Source organism: Rubricoccus marinus (assembly GCF_002257665.1).
In the GTDB taxonomy this organism is placed as follows: Bacteria; Bacteroidota; Rhodothermia; order Rhodothermales; family Rubricoccaceae; genus Rubricoccus; species Rubricoccus marinus.
Genome location: NZ_MQWB01000001.1, coordinates 2567127 through 2590343 on the forward strand (window position 1 = coordinate 2567127; position 23217 = coordinate 2590343).

Consider the following 23217-nt stretch of genomic DNA (forward strand, 5'->3'; position numbering starts at 1 on the left):
TCGTGACCCGCGCCGAAGCGTGGCTGGACGCGCCCCGCACGCTCGCCATCGCGACGCTGCCCGTGTGGCTGTTTGTCCTCCCGTGGCCTCTGGCGCTTGTCGCGACGCTCCTCACCTACGTGCTGTGGGCGCTCGCCGCGCCGGCCCTCGCGAGCCGGTTGGCCGTCCGCCTCGTGCAGGCGCTGGCGCACCCGATGGTGCAGGCCGCAATCTTGCTCGTCGCGCTGTCCCTCCTGGCCCGGACGGGCCGGTACGACGCCGTCTGGGCGGGCCTCGGCGCGTTCGTCGTGCTCCGGCTCGGGCTTCTGGCGCGCGTTCTGGACCCGCTCCTGGCGCGGGCGAACGCTCGGCTGTACCCACTTCCTGTGCCCGATCAGGTGTTGCGCGCCTTTCTCGTGCGCGGCGCGCTCAAGCACGGCATCGCGCTTCCCAGCCTCGGCGAGATCGACGCGAGCGTGCGCGAAACGTGGAAGCGGATTCAGCGCAAGCGATAGCGCACAAAAAGCCCCCGCGCAGGGCCGCACCAGCGCCCGCCTCCGCCTTGACGCGGCGCCAGAGGCGCTACCTTTCTGCCCCCCTCCCCTGGTTTCATGGTTCGTAGCACGTTTACCCCGCCCTGCGGCTTCGACATCACGACAACGACCGTCGAGAGCGGGCGCGGCCTCGCCGCCATTGCGTACTGGGGCTACCGCGCCGTGGTCCACCCAGACGGCTCGTTCTTCCTCCACGAGACGTACTACGACGAGCGCGAGGGCATCCTCGGCATCGCGCGCGAAAAGGCTCGCCCCTGCGGCGACCACATCGGCGACGTGCGCGACGTGCTCTCCCAGATGGCCGAAGGCCTCGGAGAGCCCCCGCTCCGCTACACCGATTACGACCGCGGCGTGCCCGAGTCGGCCTCTGGCGACGGTGCCGGCGGCTCCGCTCCCGGCATCGCGTAGTCACGCGGCCGCCGTCGCGCGACGGCGGCGATCTCTGCGGCGATCCTGGAGGCACCCGTGGCTTTCGTCGCGAGCCGCCAGAGGCCCTGAGCCCCGGCCGCGAGCACCCGCGGCCCGGAGCCCTCCCGCCGGCTGTTATCTTGCGCTCCACCATCGCCACGGCGCCGCCCGTGGCCGCTCCATGTCTCAGATTCCGCCCCCGGCGAGTGTGCTCGTCGTCGGCACGGTCGCGTTCGACACCATCGAGACCCCCTTCGGGCGCGCCGAGCGCGTGCTGGGCGGCTCGGCCACCTACGCCACCCTCGCGGCGAGGCTTCTGGCGGACCCCGTCCGCCTCTGCGCCGTCGTCGGTGGGGACTTCCCCGAAGCCCACGTTGACGCGCTGAAATCGCGCGGCGTCGATACGGAGGGCCTCGCGCGGGACCCCGACGGCGAGACGTTCTTCTGGGCCGGCCGCTACCACCACGACCTCAACCACCGCGACACGCTCGCGACGCACCTCAACGTGCTCGCGACGTTCGAGCCCGAGATCCCGGAGAGCTACCGCGACACGCGCGTGCTCTGCCTCGGCAACCTCGACCCCACGGTCCAGGCCACGGTCCTCGACCAGGTCACCGGCCCCGATGGCAGCGGTCCCTCGCTCGTCATCATGGACACGATGAACTACTGGATCGAGAGCGCGCCAGAGGCCCTGCGGTCCACGCTCGCCCGCGTCGACGTGCTCGTCATCAACGACGCCGAGGCCCGCGAACTCGGGGACACGTCCAACCTGGTCCGCGCAGCGCGGATCATCCGCGAGATGGGCCCCCAGACGCTCGTGATCAAAAAGGGCGAGCACGGCGCGCTGCTCTTCACCGGCGACCTGGACGCGCCGACGCTGTTCTCCGCCCCCGCTTACCCGCTCGAAGAGGTCACCGACCCGACGGGCGCGGGCGACGTGTTTATGGGCGGCTTTGCCGGCCACCTCGCGCGCTGCGGCGAGATCTCAGACGAAGCCTTCCGCGAGGCCATCGTCACGGGCAGCGCGATGGCGTCGCACTGCGTCGGCGCGTTCGGCCCCGAGAACATGCTTTCGCTGACCCTGGACGACGTGAACGCGCGCGTCCAGGAGTTCCGCGACCTCTCCGCCATTCCGATGCGGCTGAGCGCCTAGCGCCTCTGGCGCTCCGCACTAGGGCTCCGCACACGGCCGTTTATCGCCCGCCGGCGCCACCTCGGGCGCCGACCTTAGCCCGCCAGAGGCCTCTCGCCCTTATGAAGCACGCCCTCGCCTGCCTCGCCGCGCTCCTGCTCGCAGGCGCCGCCGCCGCTCAACACACCCACACCGCGCCAGCGGACGCCTCTGGCGACCCCCACGCCGTCGTGGAAGCGTTTGTCGTGACCGGCCTGCGCGTGGACACGCAGGCGCCGCCGCCCGGCAGCGGCGTGGGTCGGGCCGGCCTCCGCTTTACCGATGGCGGCTACGTCTCCGTCGTGCACGGCAAGCCGTACGCCAGAGGCCGCGAGGTCTGGGGCGGGCTCGTCGGTTTCGGGAGCGCGTGGGTGGCGGGCGCGCACCGCGCGACGGAGCTGTTCACGACGGTCCCGCTGATGGTGGGGAGCACGCGGCTGGAGCCGGGCGCCTACTCCCTTTTCGTCACGCCGCACCACAACGCGTGGACGCTCCACGTCAACCGCGCCCTCGGGATGCACCTCGCGGACGAGTACGACGCAGCGCTGGACATCGCGCGAGTGGACGCCACGCCGACCGTTCTCCTCGCGCCCGTCGATGGGCTCACGTGGTCCTTCCTGGAGGACGGGTCGGCGCTGACGCTGGCCTGGGACCGGCAGAGCACGGACTTCCCGATCTCTCGCGCGCACTAGCCTCTGGCGCCAGAGGCGCTACGCAGTTGGAGACGTAGGCGCACGTTGGAGCGTCAGCTGGCTTTGAAAAGCCGCGAGAGCCGCTGCGCCCAACCCGTCTGCTCGGGAGGCGGCTGCGGCGCCTCGAGTTGGGCCTGTAGCCACGGGTTCATCTCCGCGTCGATCACGAGGTGCACCCGGTCCTCGGCGCCCGTGTTCTCGACCGCGTGCGGGTCGCTCAGCCGGAGATACCAGCATTCCCCCTCCTTCATGACGACTCGGGAGCCGTTCAGTACAAAGCGGACGCCGTCGTTGGTCGTGACCGGGATGTGGAGCCGCGCGGTGCCCTCTTCGGCGGAAAGCTCGTGGTCCGTGTGCTCTTTGATGCGCGAGCCCGACGCCAGCTTCATGAGCCGGACCGCGTAGAGCCGACACTTGAACGCCTGGAGGGCCTCTTGGAAATGCGGGGCGTCCTTCAGAAACGGCGTGTCCTCGAACTCGGAGCACGTTGGGTCCGAATAGATCATCATCACGGGATGCGTTGCCCCGGCCGGGCCTCGGAGGGGGATGACACTCCAGTCCCCGTCGTAGTTCTGCGTCACGAAGTGATCGATCCATCCTGCCGACTCCAGCCGCTTCAGGTCGTCTTGAAGCGCGGCGGAGTCAAACGTGAGGTCTAGCCGGATGCGGTCTCGCATAGGTCTGGGATAGGAGGACAGTAGCCGAAACGCGGCCACGGCGGGGAATCTAGACCTCCACGTGTTCCCGGCGGCGCTGCCGCCCTCGCCAGAGGCCTCTGGCGCCAGAGGCTCCGCACATCCTTCCCCCCCGTCACCGGCCGCTGCGTGATAGACTACGCGCCCCCATCGCCCGCCTCCATGACCCGTCGCCAGAGCGGCCTCCTGCTTCACGTCACGTCCCTGCCGAGCCCGTTCGGCATCGGCGACCTCGGGCCCGGCGCCCACGCCTTCGTGGACTACCTCGCGCGCGCGGGCCAGACCCTGTGGCAGGTGCTCCCCCTCGTGCCGCCCGGCTACGGGCACTCGCCGTACGCGAGCCCGTCCACCTTCGCGGCCGACGAGTTGCTCGTCAGCCCCGAGCGGCTGATCGAGGACGGACTGCTGTCCTCTGGCGACCTCGCAGGCGCGCCGGACTTCCCGGCCGAGCGCGTGGCCTTTGGTGCCGTCGAGACGTACAAGCGCGCGCTCCTGGACCTCGCCTACGCCCGCTGGCGCGATGGCGACGCGGCGCACCTCTCCGAGGACTACATCCGCTTCTGCAACGAGCACGTGGACTGGCTGGACCGCTACGCGCTGTTCGCCGCGCTCAAGGTTGCCCACGGAGGCGTCGAGTGGATCGAGTGGCCTGCGCCTCTGGCGCGACGGGAGGAGAGCGCCCTTATCGAGGCCGCGCACGAGCACGCCGGCGCGATGGACCGGGTCCGCTTCGGGCAGTTCATGTTCTGGCGGCAGTGGGAGGCGCTTCACGATTACGCCCGCACTCGTGGCGTCCGCATCCTCGGCGACCTCCCCATCTACGTCGCCTTTGACAGCGCGGACGTGTGGGCACACCAGGGGATGTTCCGGCTCGACGCCAGCGGCCGCCCTACGCACGTCGCCGGTGTGCCGCCGGACTACTTCAGCGAGACCGGCCAGCGCTGGGGCAACCCGCTCTACCGCTGGGACGACATGGAGGCCGATGGCTTCTCGTGGTGGCGCCGCCGGTTTGCCCACACCGCTTCGCTCGTGGACCTCGTGCGCCTGGACCACTTCCGCGGCCTGGAAGCCTACTGGAGCGTCCCAGCCAGCGAGCCCACTGCCATAACGGGCGAGTGGGAAAAGGCCCCTGGCGAGGCGCTGATCCGCGCTCTGGAAGCCGAGTCCGGCTCGCCGCTTCCGATGGTCGCCGAGGATCTCGGCATCATCACGCCAGAGGTCACCGCGCTCATGGACCGCTTCTCGCTCGCGGGCATGGCCGTTCTGCAGTTCGCCTTCGGTAGCGGTGCCGCCAACTCCTTTCTGCCGCACACCTACCGCCCGCGTCTGGCTGCGTACACCGGCACGCACGACAACAACACGTTCCAGGGCTGGTGGAACGAGGAAGCCACGCCGGAGGAGCGCGAGCACGCCCGCGCCTACCTCCACCTCGACCACTGCACCGATTCGCCCGCCCGCGCGGCTGTCCGGGCCGTGATGGGTTCCGTCGCCGGGACCGTTGTCACGCCCATGCAGGACGTGCTTGGGCTCGGCGCAGAGACGCGCATGAACACGCCCGGAACCGTCAGCGACGAGAACTGGGCGTGGCGCGTCCGCGAGGATCAGTTCACCGACGAGTCCGCCGCGTGGCTCCGCAGCCTGACCGAGTTGTACAACCGCGGGCCTCTGGCGCCAGAGGCCCGGTAGACGCTGCCTCTGGCGCCAGAGGCGATCTCGCTTTGGCTTAGCTCGGCTCTCCCTCCGGCCACGGCACGGCCGCGAGGACCACGAGCGACTTGGACGGCAGCGTCACGGTCGCGCCGTCCTCGTAGCGCGGCTCCACGCCGAGATCGAACGGCGCCTCGGCGCGCCACGCCAGAGGCGTCCCGGCTTCGCGCACGGGCAGCACGAGGTCGTGGTCGTGGTCGCCCTTGTTGAACAGCAGCAGCAGCGTGTCGTCCATGCGCGGCCAGCCTCTGGCGTCCGTGCCGGGGATGCGGTCGCCGCGGAGCAAGAGCCCGAACGTGGTGAGACCGGAGCCTTCCCAGTCCGGCCCCTCCATGAGGCGGCCATCTGGGTGCCACCACGCGGCGTCGCGCACGCCGGCCTCGTCGGCGTAGCCGGTGAGGAATGAGCGACGGCGCACGTTGGGGTGCGCGCGCCGGAACGCGATGGCCTCGCGCACGAAGTCCAAGAACTCCTCGTCCTCCGCGTCCAAGTCCCAGTCGTACCACGTGGTCGGGTTGTCCTGGTTGTAGGCGTTGTTGTTGCCGCCCTGCGTCCGCCCGATCTCGTCGCCGCCGAGGATCATCGGCACGCCTTGCGAGAGCAGCAGCGAGCCCATGAGGGCGCGCTTGAGCCTCTGGCGGCAGGCGCGCACGTCGGGGTCGTCCGTGGGGCCCTCTACGCCGCAGTTGGTGGAGTAGTTGGGCTCGTGGCCGTCGCGGTTGTCCTCGCCGTTGGCGTGGTTGTGCTTGCGGGAGTAGGAGACCTGGTCTTGCAGCGTGAACCCATCGTGCGCCGTCACGAAGTTGATGCTCGCAAAGGGGCGGCGGCCCGAGTTGGCGTAGAGATCTGACGAGCCCGCCATGCGCGTTGCGAAGTCGGACTTCATGCCAGGATCGCCCCGCCAGAACTGCCGCACGGTGTCGCGGTAGCGGCCGTTCCACTCCGCCCACTGCCACGGAAAGGCGCCCACCTGGTAGCCGCCGGGCCCCACGTCCCACGGCTCGGCAATAAGCTTCACCTGGCTCAGGACGGGGTCCTGCTGCACGATCTGAAAAAACGAGGCCAGCATGTTGACGTCGTACAACTCGCGGGCGAGCGCGCTCGCGAGGTCGAACCGGAAGCCGTCCACGTGCATCTCCAGCACCCAGTACCGGAGGCTGTCCATGATGAGTTGGAGCACGTACGGGTTGCCCGCGTCCAGCGTGTTTCCCGTCCCCGTGTAGTCCACGAGGTAACGCGCGTCGTCGGGCGATTCCTTGTAGTACGAGAGGTTGTCGATGCCGCGGAACGAGAGCGTCGGGCCAAAGCGGTTGCCCTCGGCGGTGTGGTTGTACACCACGTCGATGATGACCTCCAGCCCCGCTTGGTGGAGCGCGCGGACCATGATCTTGAAGTCGCGCACGGCGTCCGTCCCGGCACGCGTCGCGTACTCGGGCTCGGGCGCGAGAAAGGCGAGCGTGTTGTAGCCCCAGTAGTTGGACAGCCCGGCTTCTACAAGCCGGCGGTCTTGCAACTTGGCGTGCACCGGGAGGAGTTGCACCGTTGTCACGCCGAGGTCCTTGAGGTAGTCGATGACCGGCTCACTCGCCATCCCGAGGTACGTCCCGCGCAACTCCTCGTCCACGCCCGGATGGAGTTGGCTCACGCCCTTGACGTGCGCCTCGTAGATGATGGTGCTCTCCCACGGGATGTCCGGCTTGCGGTCGTCGCCCCACTCGAACCGGCTCTCGATCACGGCCGCCAGAGGCGCAAACGGCGCGCTGTCGCGCTCGTCGAAGCTGAGGTCTGCGTCGGGGTGCCCGATCTGGTAGCCGAACAGCGAGTCGTCCCACGCCAGAGGCCGCCCGATGGCTTTGGCGTATGGGTCCAGCAGGATCTTGTTGGGGTTGAAGCGCAGGCCTCTGGCGGGGTCGTACGGCCCGTGCACGCGGTAGCCGTAGAGCTGCCCCGGGCGCACGTTGCGGAGGTACCCGTGGTGGTGCGGCCCCGTCCGCTCTTCCAGCGTGATCGGCATGCTGACGGCGTCCGGCTCCGGCCCGTCGAACAGCACCAGGTCCACGCGGTCCGCCCCCGGCGCGTAGAGGCTGAAGTTGACGCCGACGCCATCCCAGGTCGCGCCGAGAGGGTAGGGTTTGCCGGGGAGGAGGTGCATCGGGCGGATCGGGGGAATGCGAAGGGCGGGCGCGAGGATACACCGACTCGCGAGACGAAATCGCCAGAGGCCTCTGGCGGGAGAGGACTGGGGAACGGGGGACGCAGCCTGTCTGCGCCTCTGGCGCCAGAGGCTTGCCCCTAGGGTTCGTAGGCGTACCCCTACTCGCTTGGCGCGCGGATGCAGACGCCCCAGGGCGGAGCGGGTCCCGCACCTCTCCCGCGCCAGAGGCACCGCGCGCGCCCTCGGGCGTAGTCTCGCGCTCTCCCCTCCCCTCGCGCCTTGTCTTTCCCCGCCACCGACCGCCGCCGCTGGGCCGCAGGCCAGTACACCGACAGCTACCGCCGCATGGGCGCCCACCCCAACGGCGGCGGGACGTGGTTCACCGTCTGGGCGCCGCGCGCGGCGAGCGTGAGCGTCGTCGGGGACTTCAACGGGTGGGACGCCGAGCGTCACCCGATGGCGCCCATCGGCGAGGGCCTCTGGCGGACGTACGTGCGCAACGTGCGACCAGGCGCGCGCTACAAGTACAGCATCGGGCGGTGGGGGATGCGGTGGGAGAAAACGGACCCGTACGCGTTCGCGATGGAGCCCCCCGCTCCCGGGGGCAGCGCCAGCGAAGGCCTGGCCGCCATCGTGACCGACCTCCACGTGCACGAGTGGGAGGACGAAAGCTGGATGGCCTCGCGCCAGGGGCCGGAAACGCTGAAGCAGCCTCTGGCGATCTACGAGGTCCACCTCGGTTCCTGGCAACGCCCGGGGGGACGGCCGATGAACTACCGCGACATGGCGGATCCTCTGGCGGACCACGTGCTCGCGCTCGGGTTCACGCACGTCGAGCTGCTGCCCGTGATGGAGCACCCGTACTACGGCTCGTGGGGCTACCAAGTGATCGGCTTTTTCGCGCCCACCTTCCGGTACGGCTCGCCAGAGGACTTCAAAGCGTTCGTGGACCGGATGCACCAGCGCGGCGTCGGCGTGCTGCTGGACTGGGTGCCGGCGCACTTCGCGCCCGACGCCCAGGGCCTCGTGGACTTCGACGGCGAGCCCCTTTTTGAGTACACCGATCCGCTCATGCGGACGCACCCCGACTGGGGCACCTACGTCTTCGACTACGGCCGGCCCGAGGTCCAGAACTACCTCATCTCGTCGGCGCGGTTCTGGCTGGAGGAGTACCACATCGACGGCATCCGCGTGGACGCGGTGGCGAGCATGCTCTACCGCGACTACTCCCGCGATGAATGGAGCCCGAACGTCCACGGCGGTAACCACAACCTGGAGGCCATCACGCTTCTCCAGCGGTTCAACTCCGAGGTCTACGCGGCCCACCCGACCGCGCTCACGTTCGCAGAGGAGTCCACGGCGTTCCCCGGCGTGACGCAGCCGACCGACGCGGGCGGCCTCGGCTTTCTCTACAAGTGGAACATGGGCTGGATGCACGACACGCTCCAGTACTTCCACAAGGAGCCCATCCACCGCACGCACCACCACGACGATCTCACCTTCCCGCTCGTCTACGCCTTTACCGAGCAGTTCACGCTCCCCCTCTCGCACGACGAAGTGGTCCACGGGAAAGGCTCACTGTGGGGCAAGATGCCGGGCGACGACTGGCAGAAAGCCGCCAATCTCCGGTTGCTCTACGCCCACATGATCGGCAGCCCGGGCAAGAAGCTGCTGTTCATGGGCCAGGAGTTCGGCCAGGTCAGCGAGTGGACGCACGACTACGGCTTGGACTGGGGGCTCGCGCGCGAGCCGCTCCACGCGGGGTTGGAACACTGGGTGGCGGCCGTTTTCGGCCTCTACCAGAACCACCCCGCGCTCTGGGACGACGCCTCTGGCGGCTTCGAGTGGATCGACTACGGCGACAAGGCGCACAGCGTCGCGAGCTACCTCCGCCACGCTGGGGGCCGGACGCTTCTCTTCGTGCTCAACGCCACGCCCGTCGTGCGCGAGGGCTACCGCGTTGGGGCGCCAGAGGCCGGCCAGTGGCGCGTCGTGCTCAACTCGGACGACGCCGAGTACGGCGGCTCCGGCGTAGGCCCGGCGGGCACGCTGAAGGCAACACGCGGAGGTCCGCACGGCCGGCCCGCCGGGCTGGACCTCACGCTGCCGCCCCTGGCGGCGCTGGTCCTGGAACGCGTCGGCGACGGATAAAGCAGCCTCTGGCGCCAGAGGCCGGTCGCGCGCTATGCGCCGACGACGCCGCGGCCGATGTACATCAGGACGAAGATGCCCAGCCAGACCGCGTGGCCGATCCCGATGCCCATGCCGATGCGCTTGCGTCCCTTCTCCACGTCCCCGGCCACGAGCGCGTTCCAGCCGGGACGGATCACGAACAGTTGGACCAGCACCAGCACGAGGCCGAGCGTCATCGACGTGTGGTACGGCCAGAGGTTGTACTGGAGTTCAAAGCCGAGGCGCATGCCCAGCACCCAGTTGAGGACCGCGAAGCCGTAGAACAGCACGATGGAGGCGTTCATCATCGTGATCACACGGCCGGCCTGCGGCGCGCCGCCAGAGGCCGCCGCCCGCGCGAGCGAGGGAAGCGCGAGGCCCAGGCCGAACCACGCGGCGGCAAACAGGATGTGGAGCGCGATTGCGAAGGTGTGGACGAGCGACATAGCGGGAGGCAGTGGAGGTCCGCAAGATACCGGCACGATGCCGCCCTTCTCACCCTATCGCCTCTGGCGCCGACCTCTTCAACCCGTGCGCTGCACGGCTACCGTGCCGTACCCGGACGGCGCCGACGAGCAGACGTCTCCCCGTTCCGGTACGGCAGGACGACGGAGGCCGCCCGCCCCACTCCCCGGAGTTCGAGCGCGTGCACGCCGAAATAAGCCACTGCGTATGCGTTCTGACCCCGCGTCTCGACGACGCCCTCAATGCCGATGTGGTAGACGCCCCCCCGAGTCGTGGCGCGACCTCCGTGGTCGTGGCCGCTCACGTGGGCGACGATGTTCGAGTAGTCGTCTAAGACGGCGAGCACAGCGTCCGCATTCCAGAGGTTGTGCGTCGTGAACGGGTAGAGCGGGAAGTGCGAGAGGATGACTACACGCTGACCTCTGGCGAGCGCGTCGTCGAGCGTCGCGCGGAGCCACGCCAGTTGCTCCCGGCCGACGCCGCCGTTCCATAGGTGAACCTCGCCGCCAGAGGCCGAGATCGAATCGCGCATCACGTCCGTCTCCGCGCGCCGAGTGCTCCCCGGCGCCGTCGCGAACGTGCTTAGGTCCGTGCCGTCCATGAACACAAAGCGCCAGAGGCCCTTGGAGCGCTCGTGGTAGCGCGCCTCCATACCGAGCCGTTCGGGGACGGACTCGCGGTCGTCCCCCGCTACGTCGAAATCGTGATTGCCGAGGACGTGGACGAGGGCTGAGTCCAATCCTGCCAGCGCGCCGAGCGCGGGCGCAAAGCTCTCCGCATCGCGCTCGATCAGGTCTCCGAGGTGCACAGAGAAATCCACGCGCTCGCGGTCGAATGCGTCGGCCGCCGCGCCCAGTTTCCACAGGCTTGCGCGGTAGTGGCGGTCGGCCTCTGGCGCGCAATCACAGTATTGCGCGTCCGCGAACAGCCCGACCGTTGCGGTCCGCGCCAGAGGCGGCCGGGATGGAACCTGCGAGGTTTGCACGGCAGTGTCGCAGCCAGATAGGGCGATACCGAGAAGTGCGACCCAGACGCTACGCATGTCTCAAAGAGGGCTTCTGGCGGAAGGTGCCAGTGAGCCTCAACATCGCCTTCACACCGGGCAGAGTCAAACAGAGTCCGGCTCAGCACAATTCCGAGCCATTCCACACCTGGCAGCCGCTCCCCAGGTTGCAGACTCTGGTGCACTATCGCACTCGCCCGCTCGACCCTGAGCGTCGCTGTCGGCGGCCAGTCGGCCTCTCGCCATAGCAGTTTCGCAGCTGTCCCCACCGGGGTGGCCTCTGGCGTGGCTCTGCCCGGGGATTGCGCTCCTGCGATGGGTGCCGCATGGGCGAAAACGAACGCCCCCACCCAGAGAACCGGGTGGGGGCGACGCGCCAGAGGCGAGCGGGGAGCCTCTGGCGAAGCGGAGCGCGTGCGTTCCGCTAGTCGGCGTCGACGAGTTGGCCGTTGGGCGAGACCGCGGTCTCCTCCACCTCCGCGTTGGGATCGGGGATCATGCCGAGTTCGACCCGGATCTTGTTCTTGACCTCCTCGCGGTAGTTCTCGTTCTCCTTGAGCCACGCCTTCGTCGCGTCGCGACCCTGGCCGATTTTGACATCGCCGTAGGAGTACCAGGAGCCAGACTTCTGGATGATGTCGTGCTCCAGACCGAGGTCGACGAGCTCGCCGAGGGAGGAGACGCCCTCGCCGTAGATGATGTCGAACTCAGCCTGCCTAAACGGCGGAGCCACCTTGTTCTTGACCACCTTAACGCGGGTTCGGTTACCGGTCACCTCCGTGCCGTCCTTGATCGCGCCGATGCGGCGGATGTCCATGCGGACCGAGGCGTAGAACTTAAGCGCGCGGCCACCGGCGGTCGTCTCCGGGGAGCCGAACATGACGCCGATCTTCATTCGGATCTGGTTGATGAAGATCAGGATCGTGTTTGTCCGCTTGATCGTGCCGGTGATCTTGCGAAGCGCCTGGCTCATGAGCCGCGCCTGGATACCGACGTGGCTGGCACCCATCTCGCCTTCGATCTCGGCCTTGGGCACGAGCGCGGCCACGGAGTCGATTACGACCACGTCAATGGCGCCGGAGCGAACGAGCATGTCACAGATCTCCAGCGCTTGCTCACCGGTGTCGGGCTGCGACATCAGGAGTTCGTCGGTGTTGACGCCCAGCTTCTCGGCGTAGGTCGGGTCGAAGGCGTGCTCGGCGTCGATAAAGGCGCACGTGCCGCCCATCTTCTGGGCCTCGGCGATGATCTGCGTCGCGAGCGTCGTCTTACCCGACGACTCCGGCCCGTAGATCTCGATGATGCGCCCGCGCGGCACGCCGCCAATTCCAAGCGCGTGGTCCAGCGTCAGCGATCCGGTGGAAACGGCGTCCATCAGGACGGGCGGCGCGTCGCCCATCTTCATGACGGCGCCCTTCCCGAACTGCTTATCGATCTGCTTCATCGCGAGATCGAGCGCTTTGACTTTGGCGGCGTCTGTGATGTCTTCTTTGGCGGCCATGAGGGCAGCTCCGGGGGAGCGGGTTTGGGATGCGAGGATGGCCTTCTGTACGGCCCCTCTGGCATGGAATGGAGTGCGAACGCGACAGGATCGGAAGGGCTGGCGACACCGCTGTGTCACACCCTGACTGTTGCCTGGCACGCCGTTCTTCTCAACGGTTGCGAGCGCCCGAAGGTCCCGCCGCCAGAGGCCTTGGACACACTTGCGGCCGGAGCGTTGCCATGGGTACAGGCCGGAAGCCGCTCGGCTCTGCAGGGAGTCCGCGAGAAGATGCGCGAGAGGCCTCTGGCGATACGAAGACCGCTCGCGTCTCTCGTGCAACCTCCCCGCCGGAGGCTCCGTACAGCGGCGCACTCCCCCTTCGCACACCATGTCGATCCTCCTCGCTGCTACCCTCGCGGCCTCGCTCGTCGGCCTCGCCAAGACGCTGCTGCTGACGCTGATCCTGGTGCTCAACGCCGTGCTCGCCTTTCTCGCCGCCCTCGCGACGTGGAAGACCTACCTCGCCATCGGCGTCAAGCTGGGGCTGATCGCTCTGTTTTGCGTGCCGGTGATCGGCGTGCTGCTGTTCCTGATCTGGGGCCAGCGCGTCGTGCGCGACAACCAGCGCTAGACGCCTCTGGCGCCCGCCTTCCCTTCTCCTCCTGACATGAAACGCCTCTCCCTCCTCCCCGCCCTGTTCCTCGGCCTCGCCACGGTTGCCCTGAGCGGTTGCGGCGGCGGCAACGCCTTCGACGTCATCGCCGGGTGGCAGAGCGGCGTCTGCGGCCTGATCTACGCCATCGTCCTCGTGTGGGCGTTCGTGCAGATCGCGAACAGCTCTGCCGATACGGGCAGTAAGGTTCTGTGGGCCCTCGTGGTCTTCTTCTTCCCCTTCGTGGGCCTCATCGCGTGGTACTTCATGGGACCAGGCCGCCGCTAGGCGACCCCGCGTCCCCACCTTCCGCCTCTGGCGTCCGCCGCGACGTCAGAGGCGGTTTTCGTTTGGGGCTTCTGGCGAAGGCACCGCGACAGAGGTTCAGGCAAGCGCGCGGCCGAGGGCGAGCCCGAGGCCACAGGCCACGAGCCCAGCCACGACGCTACCCGCGGCGTTGGCGAATGCCAGGCCCGTTCGGCCCGCCTCCCACAGCACGAGCGTGTCGGCGGTGTAGGTGGAGAACGTGGTGAACGCGCCCAGGAAACCGACGACGGCGAGGGCGCGCTGCGGGTGCGTCTCGTGAAGCAGCGGGAGCGCGAGGCCGATCAGGAAACAGCCCGCGAGGTTGACGCTCCACGTGCCCCAGGGGGCGTTCGTCCCCAACCACCGCGCCATGCCGAGCGCAGCGCCCCATCGCGCGAGCGCGCCGAGCGCGCCTCCAAGGGCGACGAGTAAGGCTGTAGGCATGTGGGGACCGGCAGAGACGAGGCCGAACCTACCGCCTCTGGCGCCGCACCCTATGCGGCGCGGTTGCCCGCCAGAGGCCGATGGGTACCACGCGTGGGCCTCTGGCGTTAGGCTTCACGATGCTGATTCTGACGCTTGCGCTCGCCCTGCTTTCCCAACCGGCCCCTGGCGCCGACCCCGACCCGCGCCCGGTCGTGCTCACCGGCGCCGACGCGCCCGCGCTGCTCGGCGCCGCGCCCGCTTCCGTTCGCGCTTTTGCGATGCGCGATGGCGTTCTCACGCCGATCCCGGTCCAGGTGGACGAGCGGTTCGTCTACGACCTCGCCGTGGTGTACGCCGGCCTGGCACCAGAGGACTGCCCGCGGCGGAACTGGTGCGAGGACCTCGCCGGCCACGTCGTCGAACTCGGCTACGCCGATCCCGACACGCACGTCGGGCTGGACCCGGACGTGACGTTGGACGCCGACGACGAGATCGCGCTGATGCTGGCCGACTTCGGGCCGCCCGTTGACGTCATCGCCTCTGGCGCCGTCGAGGTCGCCGTCACCGCTGCAACGTTTCCTGCGCTCGCCTCTGGCGAGACGCGCTACGCGTACCTCTTCGCCGCGCCAGAGGCGTGGATGGGGGACGCCCCCGAGCCACACGTCGCCTACGCACCCGCATTCGCCAGAGGCGAGTACCTCGCGACATACGACCGCGCTGGCGAGCACCCGCCGCGGTTTATGAGCTCGCTCTACGGCTACCCCTCGCGCCAGAGGCCCGCGAGCAACCCCGAGACCACGACGCTCACGACCGCGCACTACGCCGTCGGCTTCTCGGACCGGTGGATCATGGACGAGCTGCGCATCGACGGCGGGCCGGACATCTTGGACGTGGACATGGTGGCATTCGGGCCGGGCGTATGCCAGCGGACGCCGTACACGGCCTCGCTCTCCGAGGGCGGTTTCCTCGTCAACCGGTCCGGGCCGGTCCGCGCGATCCGCCGCGTGGTCGGCTTCAACAGCGGGCCTCTGGCGGAACTACAGTGGACGTTCTACGCGCGCTACGCCGAGTCCCGCGCCAGCCTCCGCGTCCACCGCGTGCCGGGCGTGATGAACTTTCTGGACCTCATGCCCGCGATGCACGGCGCGGTCTACCGCAGCGCGAGCACGCCGGGCGGCGCGCTGATCGACGGCCGCATCGACCCGAGCGTGGGCGACGCCTTCCCATCGTGGGAGATCGTGCGCGGGCCTCTGGCGGCCTATGCCGTGCGCCACGAGGTCTCCGCCAGAGGCTTCTCGCCGCGCCTCACAACGGCCTACCGAGACGAACGCCAGCCGTCGGTCATGGCCTGCCTGCACGACCGCGAGTACGTCGGCGCGCACGGCGTCTGGGTGCGCTCCAAGATCCCCAACACGGACCCTCGCCTGGGCGATCCGGCGGCGATCTCGCTCTCCCGCCGGTTCGTCTTCGGCGGAGATCCGCGCGCGGGCTTGGCCGCGATGGACGCGCCTCTGGCGGTAGAGGTGCGGTAGCGCGCCGGAGTGCCAGCGCGTGGGACGCGGCGCCAGCGGCCCTTGGCGCGGGCTATCCTCCTGCGCCCAGCGCTCCGCCTCATGCCCAACGCCTCGCCACTCCGATCCGACGCTCAGCGCATCGTCTCAGCCGTCGCCGCGAAGCTGATTTCGAGTCACGAGGTGGCCGAGCGGTTCGAGGTCACGAGCCACCAGGAGGGGTTCAAGCACGGACTCCTCGGCCCCAACCTCCCGGAGCCCGCCCCGCCAGAGGCCTCTGGCGAGAGCGCGGAGGACGCGCCAGAGGCCACCATAGAGGATGAGATGCAGGACCTGAAAGAGGCGCTGACCGGCGACGCGTACGATCGCACGGAGCTTCCGTCCAGCGATCCCGGCGAACTCGTCGTGCGGGCGACGCCGCGCAGGGGGGCGGAGATCGCGGGGGAGATCGCGGGCGCGGACTTCGTGTTCTCGCGCACGCCCGCCCGTTTGCTGCGCGCGACCGTCCACGCGCCGTCGCTCCCGCGCTTCGCGGGGTGGATCATGAAGCAGACCGGCGCCGAGCTCGCGTTTACCGAGATCGACGGCGTGCCGCTCGTCTCCGAGATGCGGGTGCGGATGCGGAGCCGGGGGTTCGGCCGTGCCCGGTTCGACTACGAGTTCGTGACCACGGCGGAGTACGCGCCTCTGGCGAAGGGCTGAGTCTCTAGCGAGAGGCTGAACCCGGCGCACGCTCGCGCCAGAGGCCTCGCGCGGCGCGGGATCTCACCGGGGCCTCTGGCGCGGGGCCGTACCTTTCGCGGAACCCCTTCCAGACTCCGCATGCAGGTCCTCGACACGCCCCCGAAAGCCCTCCCCAGCGCCACCGACGTCCGCGACATCCTCGGCCGCCACATCCTGGCCGACGGCTACAACATGGTCCTCGACATGGACCAGAGCCAGGGCATCTACCTCCGCGACGCCGTCACGGGTAAGGACTACGTGGACCTCTTCACGTTCTACGCCTCCAACCCGCTCGGCATGAACCACCCCGGCCTCGCCGGGCCGTCGCCAGAGGCGCAGGCGTTCCGCGCGCGGCTGATGGACGCGGCGGTCAACAAGGTGGCCAACTCGGACATCTACACGCCGCACTACGCGCGCTTCGTGCAGACGTTCGAGCGCGTCGGGATTCCGGCCGAGTTGCCCCACGCCTTTTTCGTGTCCGGCGGCGCCCTCGCGATCGAGAACGCGCTCAAGGTGGCGTTCGACTGGAAGGTGCGGAAGAACATCGCGGCGGGCCGCGGCGAGATCGGCAGCCAGGTGATGCACTTCCAGCAGGCCTTCCACGGCCGCTCGGGCTACACGATGTCGCTCACCAACACGGACCCCAACAAGGTCCGCTACTTCCCGAAGTTCGACTGGCCGCGCATCTCCAACCCCGTCATCCGCTACGGTGAGGACGTGGAGGCGCGCGAGGCGCAGGCCATCGCCGAGGCCGAGGCGGCGTTTGCGGCCAACCCGCACGACATCGCGGCCATCATCATCGAGCCCATCCAGGGCGAGGGCGGCGACAACCACTTCCGCCCCGCATTTTTCCAGGCGCTCCGCACCCTCGCCGACGAGCACGAGGCGCTCCTGGTCTTCGATGAGGTGCAGACCGGCGTCGGCCTCACGGGCACGATGTGGGCGTGGCAGGGCATCGGCGTGCAGCCGGACATCATGGCCTTTGGCAAGAAGAGCCAGGTCTGCGGCATCCTCGCCAGCCGCCGCATCGACGAGGTGGAGGACAACGTGTTCGAGAAGTCCAGCCGCATCAACTCCACCTGGGGCGGCAACCTCGTGGACATGGTCCGCTTCGACCGCTTTCTCGAGGTCATCGAGGAGCACGACTTAGTCGGCAACGCGTGGCGCCAGGGCGAGCACCTGCTCGGCCGCCTCCGCGCGATGGAGGAGCGCTTCGAGTCCGTGACCCACGCCAGAGGCCGCGGCCTCATGTGCGCCTTCGACCTCGCCTCTGGCGACGAGCGCGACGCCGTGGCCAAGCGCGCCTACGAGCACGGCGCGATCGTGCTGGGCTGCGGCGAGCGGAGCATCCGCTTCCGCCCCGCCCTCACCATCGACCGCGACGGCTTGGACGAGGGCCTCGCGATCCTCGAGCGCTCGCTGACGGACGTTCTGGAAGCCTAGCACGCCCCCTGGGCCCGTCGCGAGGAGACGCGGCGGGCCTCTGGCGCCGGAGGCTTACTTCTTCATCTCGCCGTTCTTGCTGGCGGGATCGCGGAAGGCAAAGAAAAAGATGGACAGGAGCGCGACCGCCGCGAGGACGAGCGCGCCGCCGATGACGTAGGACATGGGTCTGGGGAAAGAAGAGGGCCGGTGTATGCCGCGCGCGCGCGCGGGGCTCCCCTGAACCCCGCCCGCCTCTGGCGCGTCGGCGCGGCATGATCCTACTCGACGCGCTTCTCGATCCGCTCCGCCAGAGGCTGGCCGAGCCCCTCCCCGGCTTCGACGCCCACGCCACGATGGCGCCGTTCGGGCGTGGCGACCGGCCCGGCATGCTCTCCGTAGACGGCAAGAACGCCCGCCGCGCCGCCACGCTCATCCTGCTGTACCCGCAGGATGCCGCCTCTGGCGCCGAAGGCGAGGCCACCTTCGTCCTAACCGTCCGCCAGCCGACGCTCCGCGCGCACAGCGGGCAGGTCTCGCTCCCCGGCGGGAGCCTGGACGGCGACGAGACGCCAAAGGCGGCGGCCCTGCGCGAGGGCTGGGAGGAAGTCGGCGTGCCGCCCGAGGCGCCGGACGTGCTGGGCGCGCTCAGCCCGCTCTACATCCCGCCGAGCGGCTTCGCGGTCTGGCCCATCGTGGCGTCGCTGGACCACCGGCCGGCGTTTGTCCCGCAAGAGGCCGAAGTGGCGGCGCTTGTCGACGTGCCGTTGGCAGCCCTTCTCGGAGACGAGGCCAAGCAGGTGACCGTGCGACCCGCCAAGCTTCCCGGCCTGGAAGGCCAGGAGTTCGAGGTGCCGTTCTACGCGCTCGCGGACCTGGAGGTGTGGGGCGCGACGGCGATGATGCTCGCCGAGTTCGAGGTCGCCGTGCGGGACGCGCTGCGCCTGGCCTGACGCCAGAGGCCTCTGGCGGCGGCCTACGCGCGAGCCGTCCGGCGCTTCTTTGCGTGGTGCGAGGTGCGCGGGATCGGACTGCACGAGCTGGAGCCGGTCGTCGTGGCCGCCTATATAGAGGAGCACACCGGATCGGCCCCGACTGTCAAGCAACACCTCGCGGCCATCCGGATGCTCTTCGACTACTTCGTGCGCGTCCAGGTGCTGTCGTCTAACCCTGCCTCGGTCGTCCGCGGCCCCAAGCACGTCGTCAAGAAGGGCTCAACTCCCGTCTTGTCGCGCGAGGATGCCAAAGCGCTGATTAGCTCCATCCCAACCGATACGGTGATTGGGCTGCGCGACCGCGCGCTCATCGCGACGATGCTCTACAGTTTCGCCAGGGTTGGAGCCGATACCGGGATGACGGTGGCCGATTACTACTCGATGGGCAAGCGGAGCTGGCTCCGGCTCCACGAGAAAGGCGGTAAGCTCCACGAGGTGCCCGCGCACCACCTCACCCAGGAGTACCTAGACGCCTACATCGAGGCCGGAGGCCTGATCGAGAAGACCGCGCCGCTGTTTCAGTCGGTGGATCGTGCGCGGCAGTTGACCGGGCGAGGCCTCCACCGCAACAACGTGCGCGCGATGCTGAGGCGCCGTGGGACGGTCGTGGGACTGTCAGAACGGATCACGAACCACTCGCTCAGAGCGACCGGGATCACAGTCTACATGGAGAACGGCGGGACGCTGGAGAACGCCCAGGCGATTGCCGCGCACGAGTCCCCGCGCACGACGAAGCTCTACGACCGGAGTTCGGATGTGGTCACGCTGGATGAGATCGAGCGGATAATGTTGTAAATGCTCTTTTTTGACCTATCTTTTAAGGGTAGGGGCAGATATGTGTAGCCAACTGCAACAGGCGAGCAGGAGCAGGCTCTGAGCGTCACCAGGGCTATTTCGAGACCCTGATGAGGCCTAAGTCTTGACTTCGTCTCTGCCCGATGACCGCGTAATCAAAGCCTGGCCTGGGAGGATGACCACCTCAGGAGCAGCGCGCAGAGCGCTAAAGGTCTTGCCGACGGCGCTCTCTCCGCGAAAGGCGACGTCGGCCAGACCCTCTTGCAGTTCATTACATCAATCTAATCGGTACCCTTTCTAAGGAAAAGCATGCGGCACAATCCGAGCATCCTGTTGCTGAAGCAAATAAGACCATGCCCAATAGCAAACTAAAAAACAGCATATTATCCTTCGCCCTTTCGATTTTATGCTTGGGCTGCGATGCTTATGATGGTGACGCAAGGGACAGATGCATAGGGGCGACGCGGATATCCGACCGAACGGTAGTACCCGAAGAGATAGTTCTACAAGCAGGAGAGAGAGTCTCATACGATCTCAGTAGGGTATTCAGCCACACCGGGGGGAGGCTTCTGAGCTACGGGGCTTTCATAAGCAATGCTAGTGCGGATGTGGCGAACGCTGTTGTCTCAGGTGCAGAGGGTCACACAATGGTGGTCTCTGCGCTGTCGCCGGGTGAAGCGATAGGTGACTTCGGAGCCCAGGATGAATGCGGGACATCGAAAAGTGTAAGATTCAAAGTAATAGTAAAAATCAACCCTCAATTTTGATGACGATAATAATATTATAAAATATGATGTGCGGCTTTGTTGCCATGATCTATTTGCTGACAAACGCGCTGCCGGCACAGGCCCAATTGAAGCGGGGCTCTGCCCGAATGGTCTGCCCCGCCTCTGGCGCCTATTCCTCGACCGGGACCACGCGCCAGCCGCCGCGCGGGCCGGGCTCGACGAACGCGGCGGGCGTGCTCGTGGAGTGGTAGAAGAGGAACAGGTCGCCGCGCTCGGCGCCTTCCGCCAGAAGCTGGTCGCGCCTGTTCTGGGAGGCGGCGCCGTCCACGTCGTACTTGGCCGCGAAGCGGCGCGTGGCCTGGCTCGGCCCGGCCAGCACGTCGCCGGCGTAGACCGCGCGGAGGTCGCCCGCGTGGCCGTCGGCGGCGATGCGGAAAAGCTGGTGCGCGCCCGTGTGACCGCCCGTGATCTCCGCCTCGATCTCGTCCGTGACCGGTCCGTTGCCGTCCAACAGGCGGAGTTGACCGGCCCGCTCCAACGTCTCTGCCACCAGGTCGCGCACGCGGGCGCTTTCGCCCTTGTAGCCCGCTGCGCTCAGCTCGTCGCCCTGCGCCACGTACTCCGCGTTGGGGAACGTCGGCCGCCACTCGCCGCCGACCTCGGTGATGGCGCCGCCGGCGTGGTCGAAGTGGAGATGCGAGAACAGCACGCCCGTGATGGCCTCTGGCGTGACGCCGTGGCGCGAGAGGCTTTCGCCAATGACCTCGGTCCCGCGCCCCTCGGCCCAACTCCCGAGCCCGGTGTCGAGCAGCAGCGTCTCGCTGGGCGTGATGACGAGGTGCGGGCACACAGAAACGAACAGCGTCCCCGCCGGGAGCGCCTCGCCCTCGGCGTGCGGCACGAACCGCTTGTCTAACCCGACGGTGAACTGTCCTTCGGGGAGGGCGTGGAGCGTGAGGGTGCCGAACGTCATAGGGGGCGGGATCAGGTGCCCCGCAGAGGCGCCAGAGGCCCGCTGGGTTCCGCGCGCGCGCGGACCTCGCGAGTTGTCCACGCGATGCCGACGCCTCTGGCGCGACGGGGCCTTGGCGCGAGGGTGACCTCAGGCGCCAGAGGCGTACTACGGGACGGAAGCCGTCGGGAGCGCAGCGGCCACCTCGCGGGCCGTCGCTCGCGCGGAGCGCCCGACGCCGACCAGCGTGGCCGAGGCGAAGCCGGTCCACTCCCCGTAGCCCACGAGCCACAACCGCGGCTCAGCGATAGAACGCGTTCCCTCCACCGCGACGCGACCGTCCGCGCCGACAACGCCGAGCGGGTCCAGAAACCCGAGCGCCGGACGGAAGCCCGTGCACCAGATCACGGCGTCGATGCGCTCTTCCGTCCCATCGGGCCAGACGACGCCAGAGGCGGTCAGCGCCGCGATCGGCGGCCGGAAGCTCTCCAAACGGCCAGCGGCTCTCGCCTCGCGGACGGGCGGCACCTGGACGATGTCGCCGAGGCCGTGCGGACGCTCGAGCGCCTCGCCGTTCTGGAGCGCCCGGTACCTCGCCGTCGCGGCGTCGAAAAGGACGCGACCGTCGACGTCCTCAGGCAAGAACCGGGGCTCGCGCTCTACAACCCACGAGGCGTCCGCGACAGCCGACACCTCGGCCAGGATCTGGGCCCCGGAGTTGCCCCCTCCGACGACCAGCACGCGCAGCCCCGCAAACGCCTCTGGCGAGCGGTAAGCCGACGAGTGCATTTGAATACCGCCAAACACATCGCGGCCGGGAACGTGAGGCGTGAACGGCCGGGCCGCCGTCCCCGTAGCCGCGACGACAGCCCGGGCCGAGACGTCGCCCCGGTCGGTCTCGACGAGCAGCCGATCGTCGCCGAGCCGCCGAACGGCGCGAACGTCTATGGGACGCCAGACGGGGAGTTCGTAGCGGTCCTCGTACGCGGTGAGGTAGCCCAACACGTCGTCGCGGTGCGGGAACGCGTCGGCGCTGCGGTCCCCGAGGTGGCGCGGCAGGAGGTACCCGGGCAACGACGACCACTCCGCGGGCGAGAACAGGCGGAGCGAGTCCCACCCGTCGCGCCACGCGCCGCCCGGTCCCGGCTGGCGGTCCAGCAGCGCAACCGTCGCCTCGCGCTTGCGCAGCTCACGGGCCAGGTGGTAACCGACCGCGAGGGCGGACTGGCCGCCGCCGATCACGACCACGTCGCGCTGTGCAAACGGGAGCGACGCGCCATCCGCGAGTGTGCGGAGGCCTGTGCGGGGATCGGACGAGGCAGTTGGAGCAGGCGGAGTCATGTCACGCGGAGCGTGGGAAGCGAGCGCCGGCGACTCGCAAATGGGACAAGCCGTTCCAAGCGTGGCCATGACGCCTCTGGCGTAGAGAACGCGCGCATCGCGGCGCGAGAGGCGGCCCCATACGCGGGGACTTCCGCCCCCCGTCCCCGAAACATCATCTGGGGTCGCCGCGTGGAGACCTAGCTTAACACTGTTCACCTCTGGCGCCATGACCACCGACCTCGCCCCGCAGCGGCCTTTCGAAGAGCTCCTCAACGCGCTCACGCACGGACTGGGCGTGCTCGCGAGCGCCGCTGGCGGCGCCGTCCTCATCACGCTTACCGTGCTGTGGGGGGACGTGTGGCACGTTGTCAGCGCGAGCGTGTTCGTGACCTCGTTGGTGCTGCTGTACACCGCGAGCACCGTGTACCACGCCATTCCGGCGCAGTGGGCGCGCGCGCGCCAGTGGCTTCAGGTGTTCGACCACTGCGCGATCTACGTCCTCATCGCGGGGACGTACACGCCGTTTACGCTCGTGGGGCTGCGCGGGCCGTGGGGCTGGAGCCTGTTCGTGGCCGTGTGGGCGCTGGCGGCAGCGGGCATCGTGTTCAAGCTGTTCTACACCGGCCGGTTTACGCTCGCCTCCACGCTGCTGTACATCGGGATGGGCTGGCTCGTCATTGTCGCCATCAAGCCGCTGATCGCGGCGCTGCCGGCGGTTACGCTCGCGTGGCTCGTCGCGGGTGGCTTGGCGTACACGGTGGGGACCGTCTTCTACCTCTCGAAGCGGATCCCGTACGCGCACGCCATCTGGCACCTCTTCGTGCTGGCGGGCAGCGTGTGCCACTTCGCGGCGGTCCTCACGCAGGTGACGGCGGCGTAGCCGAGACGGAGCGGCGGGAC

General features: G+C 68.6%; 23 protein-coding genes. 15 read left to right on the top strand and 8 right to left on the bottom strand.

The genetic code is table 11. The annotated features are described in order from the left end of the window. The 4 genes from BSZ36_RS10920 to BSZ36_RS10935 form a co-directional block, all read left to right on the top strand. Nucleotides 1-494, top strand: a 494-nt coding sequence (locus BSZ36_RS10920) for a hypothetical protein (RefSeq protein WP_094548844.1), incomplete at its 5' end; no start/stop codon positions are given. A gap of 96 nt (nt 495-590) precedes the next feature. Beyond that, nucleotides 591-941, top strand: a complete 351-nt coding sequence (locus BSZ36_RS10925) for a hypothetical protein (RefSeq protein ID WP_094548846.1) — start codon at nt 591-593, stop codon at nt 939-941. A gap of 181 nt (nt 942-1122) precedes the next feature. Continuing rightward, complete coding sequence (locus BSZ36_RS10930) at nt 1123-2094, top strand: PfkB family carbohydrate kinase (protein WP_094548848.1); 972 nt, start codon at nt 1123-1125, stop codon at nt 2092-2094. 101 nt (nt 2095-2195) lie between these two features. Then, a complete protein-coding gene (locus BSZ36_RS10935) occupies nt 2196-2804 on the top strand; it encodes a DUF2911 domain-containing protein (RefSeq protein WP_094548850.1) in 609 nt (202 codons plus the stop codon). 53 nt (nt 2805-2857) lie between these two features. Here BSZ36_RS10935 and BSZ36_RS10940 read toward each other — a convergent pair whose 3' ends face one another. Beyond that, a complete protein-coding gene (locus BSZ36_RS10940; RefSeq protein ID WP_094548852.1) occupies nt 2858-3481 on the bottom strand; it encodes an aspartyl/asparaginyl beta-hydroxylase domain-containing protein in 624 nt (207 codons plus the stop codon). A gap of 180 nt (nt 3482-3661) precedes the next feature. Here BSZ36_RS10940 and malQ point away from each other — a divergent pair, with 180 nt between their 5' ends. Further along, the gene (malQ, locus tag BSZ36_RS10945) at nt 3662-5185 is read left to right on the top strand and encodes a 4-alpha-glucanotransferase (protein ID WP_094548854.1); all 1524 of its coding nucleotides are present in this window, start codon (nt 3662-3664) and stop codon (nt 5183-5185) included. Between the two features lie 37 nt (nt 5186-5222). On the opposite strand, the gene glgX is transcribed toward malQ, so the two are convergent. Beyond that, nucleotides 5223-7358 carry a glycogen debranching protein GlgX gene (glgX, locus tag BSZ36_RS10950; protein ID WP_094548856.1) on the bottom strand — a complete coding sequence of 712 codons (2136 nt, stop codon included), beginning with the start codon at nt 7356-7358 and terminating at the stop codon, nt 5223-5225. A 282-nt stretch (nt 7359-7640) separates the two neighbouring features. Between glgX and glgB the strand changes: the two genes are divergently transcribed. Further along, entirely contained in the window at nt 7641-9512 is a 1872-nt protein-coding gene (gene glgB / locus BSZ36_RS10955; RefSeq protein ID WP_094548858.1) for a 1,4-alpha-glucan branching protein GlgB, read from the top strand. A gap of 32 nt (nt 9513-9544) precedes the next feature. Here glgB and BSZ36_RS10960 read toward each other — a convergent pair whose 3' ends face one another. The 3 genes from BSZ36_RS10960 to recA all read right to left on the bottom strand — a co-directional run bounded on the left by BSZ36_RS10960 (nt 9545) and on the right by recA (nt 12502). Beyond that, on the bottom strand, nt 9545-9979 hold the full coding sequence (locus BSZ36_RS10960) for a hypothetical protein (protein ID WP_094548860.1): 435 nt from the start codon (nt 9977-9979) through the stop codon (nt 9545-9547). Nucleotides 9980-10077: 98 nt separating this feature from the next. Continuing rightward, the gene (locus BSZ36_RS10965; RefSeq protein ID WP_179271144.1) at nt 10078-10983 is read right to left on the bottom strand and encodes a metallophosphoesterase; all 906 of its coding nucleotides are present in this window, start codon (nt 10981-10983) and stop codon (nt 10078-10080) included. A 442-nt stretch (nt 10984-11425) separates the two neighbouring features. Continuing rightward, nucleotides 11426-12502 carry a recombinase RecA gene (gene recA, locus BSZ36_RS10970; protein ID WP_094548864.1) on the bottom strand — a complete coding sequence of 359 codons (1077 nt, stop codon included), beginning with the start codon at nt 12500-12502 and terminating at the stop codon, nt 11426-11428. A gap of 370 nt (nt 12503-12872) precedes the next feature. Between recA and BSZ36_RS10975 the strand changes: the two genes are divergently transcribed. Continuing rightward, nucleotides 12873-13115: a hypothetical protein gene (locus BSZ36_RS10975; protein ID WP_094548866.1), complete on the top strand. Its 243-nt coding sequence runs from the start codon at nt 12873-12875 to the stop codon at nt 13113-13115. A 36-nt stretch (nt 13116-13151) separates the two neighbouring features. Next, a complete protein-coding gene (locus tag BSZ36_RS10980) occupies nt 13152-13424 on the top strand; it encodes a PLD nuclease N-terminal domain-containing protein (protein WP_094548868.1) in 273 nt (90 codons plus the stop codon). A gap of 96 nt (nt 13425-13520) precedes the next feature. Here the strand turns inward: BSZ36_RS10980 and crcB are convergent, their stop codons facing one another. Next, entirely contained in the window at nt 13521-13886 is a 366-nt protein-coding gene (gene crcB / locus BSZ36_RS10985) for a fluoride efflux transporter CrcB (RefSeq protein WP_094548870.1), read from the bottom strand. Between the two features lie 80 nt (nt 13887-13966). On the opposite strand from crcB, the gene BSZ36_RS10990 reads away from it, so the two are divergent. The 6 genes from BSZ36_RS10990 (at nt 13967) to BSZ36_RS18975 (ending at nt 20081) form a co-directional block, all read left to right on the top strand. Further along, nucleotides 13967-15400 (top strand): hypothetical protein, encoded by a 1434-nt coding sequence (locus BSZ36_RS10990; protein WP_143536859.1) that lies wholly within the window; start codon nt 13967-13969, stop codon nt 15398-15400. An 81-nt stretch (nt 15401-15481) separates the two neighbouring features. Further along, the gene (locus BSZ36_RS10995) at nt 15482-16081 is read left to right on the top strand and encodes a hypothetical protein (protein WP_094548874.1); all 600 of its coding nucleotides are present in this window, start codon (nt 15482-15484) and stop codon (nt 16079-16081) included. A 120-nt stretch (nt 16082-16201) separates the two neighbouring features. Further along, nucleotides 16202-17545 (top strand): L-lysine 6-transaminase, encoded by a 1344-nt coding sequence (lat, locus tag BSZ36_RS11000; protein ID WP_094548876.1) that lies wholly within the window; start codon nt 16202-16204, stop codon nt 17543-17545. Nucleotides 17546-17799: 254 nt separating this feature from the next. After that, nucleotides 17800-18477, top strand: coding sequence for an NUDIX hydrolase (locus BSZ36_RS11005; RefSeq protein WP_094548878.1), 678 nt, complete (start codon nt 17800-17802; stop codon nt 18475-18477). Nucleotides 18478-18489: 12 nt separating this feature from the next. Further along, nucleotides 18490-19314 (top strand): tyrosine-type recombinase/integrase, encoded by an 825-nt coding sequence (locus tag BSZ36_RS11010; RefSeq protein WP_094548880.1) that lies wholly within the window; start codon nt 18490-18492, stop codon nt 19312-19314. Between the two features lie 353 nt (nt 19315-19667). Further along, nucleotides 19668-20081 (top strand): hypothetical protein, encoded by a 414-nt coding sequence (locus BSZ36_RS18975; protein WP_143536860.1) that lies wholly within the window; start codon nt 19668-19670, stop codon nt 20079-20081. A 130-nt stretch (nt 20082-20211) separates the two neighbouring features. Here BSZ36_RS18975 and BSZ36_RS11015 read toward each other — a convergent pair whose 3' ends face one another. Continuing rightward, the gene (locus BSZ36_RS11015) at nt 20212-21015 is read right to left on the bottom strand and encodes an MBL fold metallo-hydrolase (RefSeq protein WP_094548882.1); all 804 of its coding nucleotides are present in this window, start codon (nt 21013-21015) and stop codon (nt 20212-20214) included. 147 nt (nt 21016-21162) lie between these two features. Further along, on the bottom strand, nt 21163-22335 hold the full coding sequence (locus tag BSZ36_RS11020; RefSeq protein WP_094548884.1) for an ArsO family NAD(P)H-dependent flavin-containing monooxygenase: 1173 nt from the start codon (nt 22333-22335) through the stop codon (nt 21163-21165). A 208-nt stretch (nt 22336-22543) separates the two neighbouring features. On the opposite strand from BSZ36_RS11020, the gene trhA reads away from it, so the two are divergent. Next, nucleotides 22544-23197: a PAQR family membrane homeostasis protein TrhA gene (gene trhA, locus BSZ36_RS11025; protein ID WP_094548886.1), complete on the top strand. Its 654-nt coding sequence runs from the start codon at nt 22544-22546 to the stop codon at nt 23195-23197. The last annotated feature ends 20 nt before the right edge of the window (nt 23198-23217 follow it).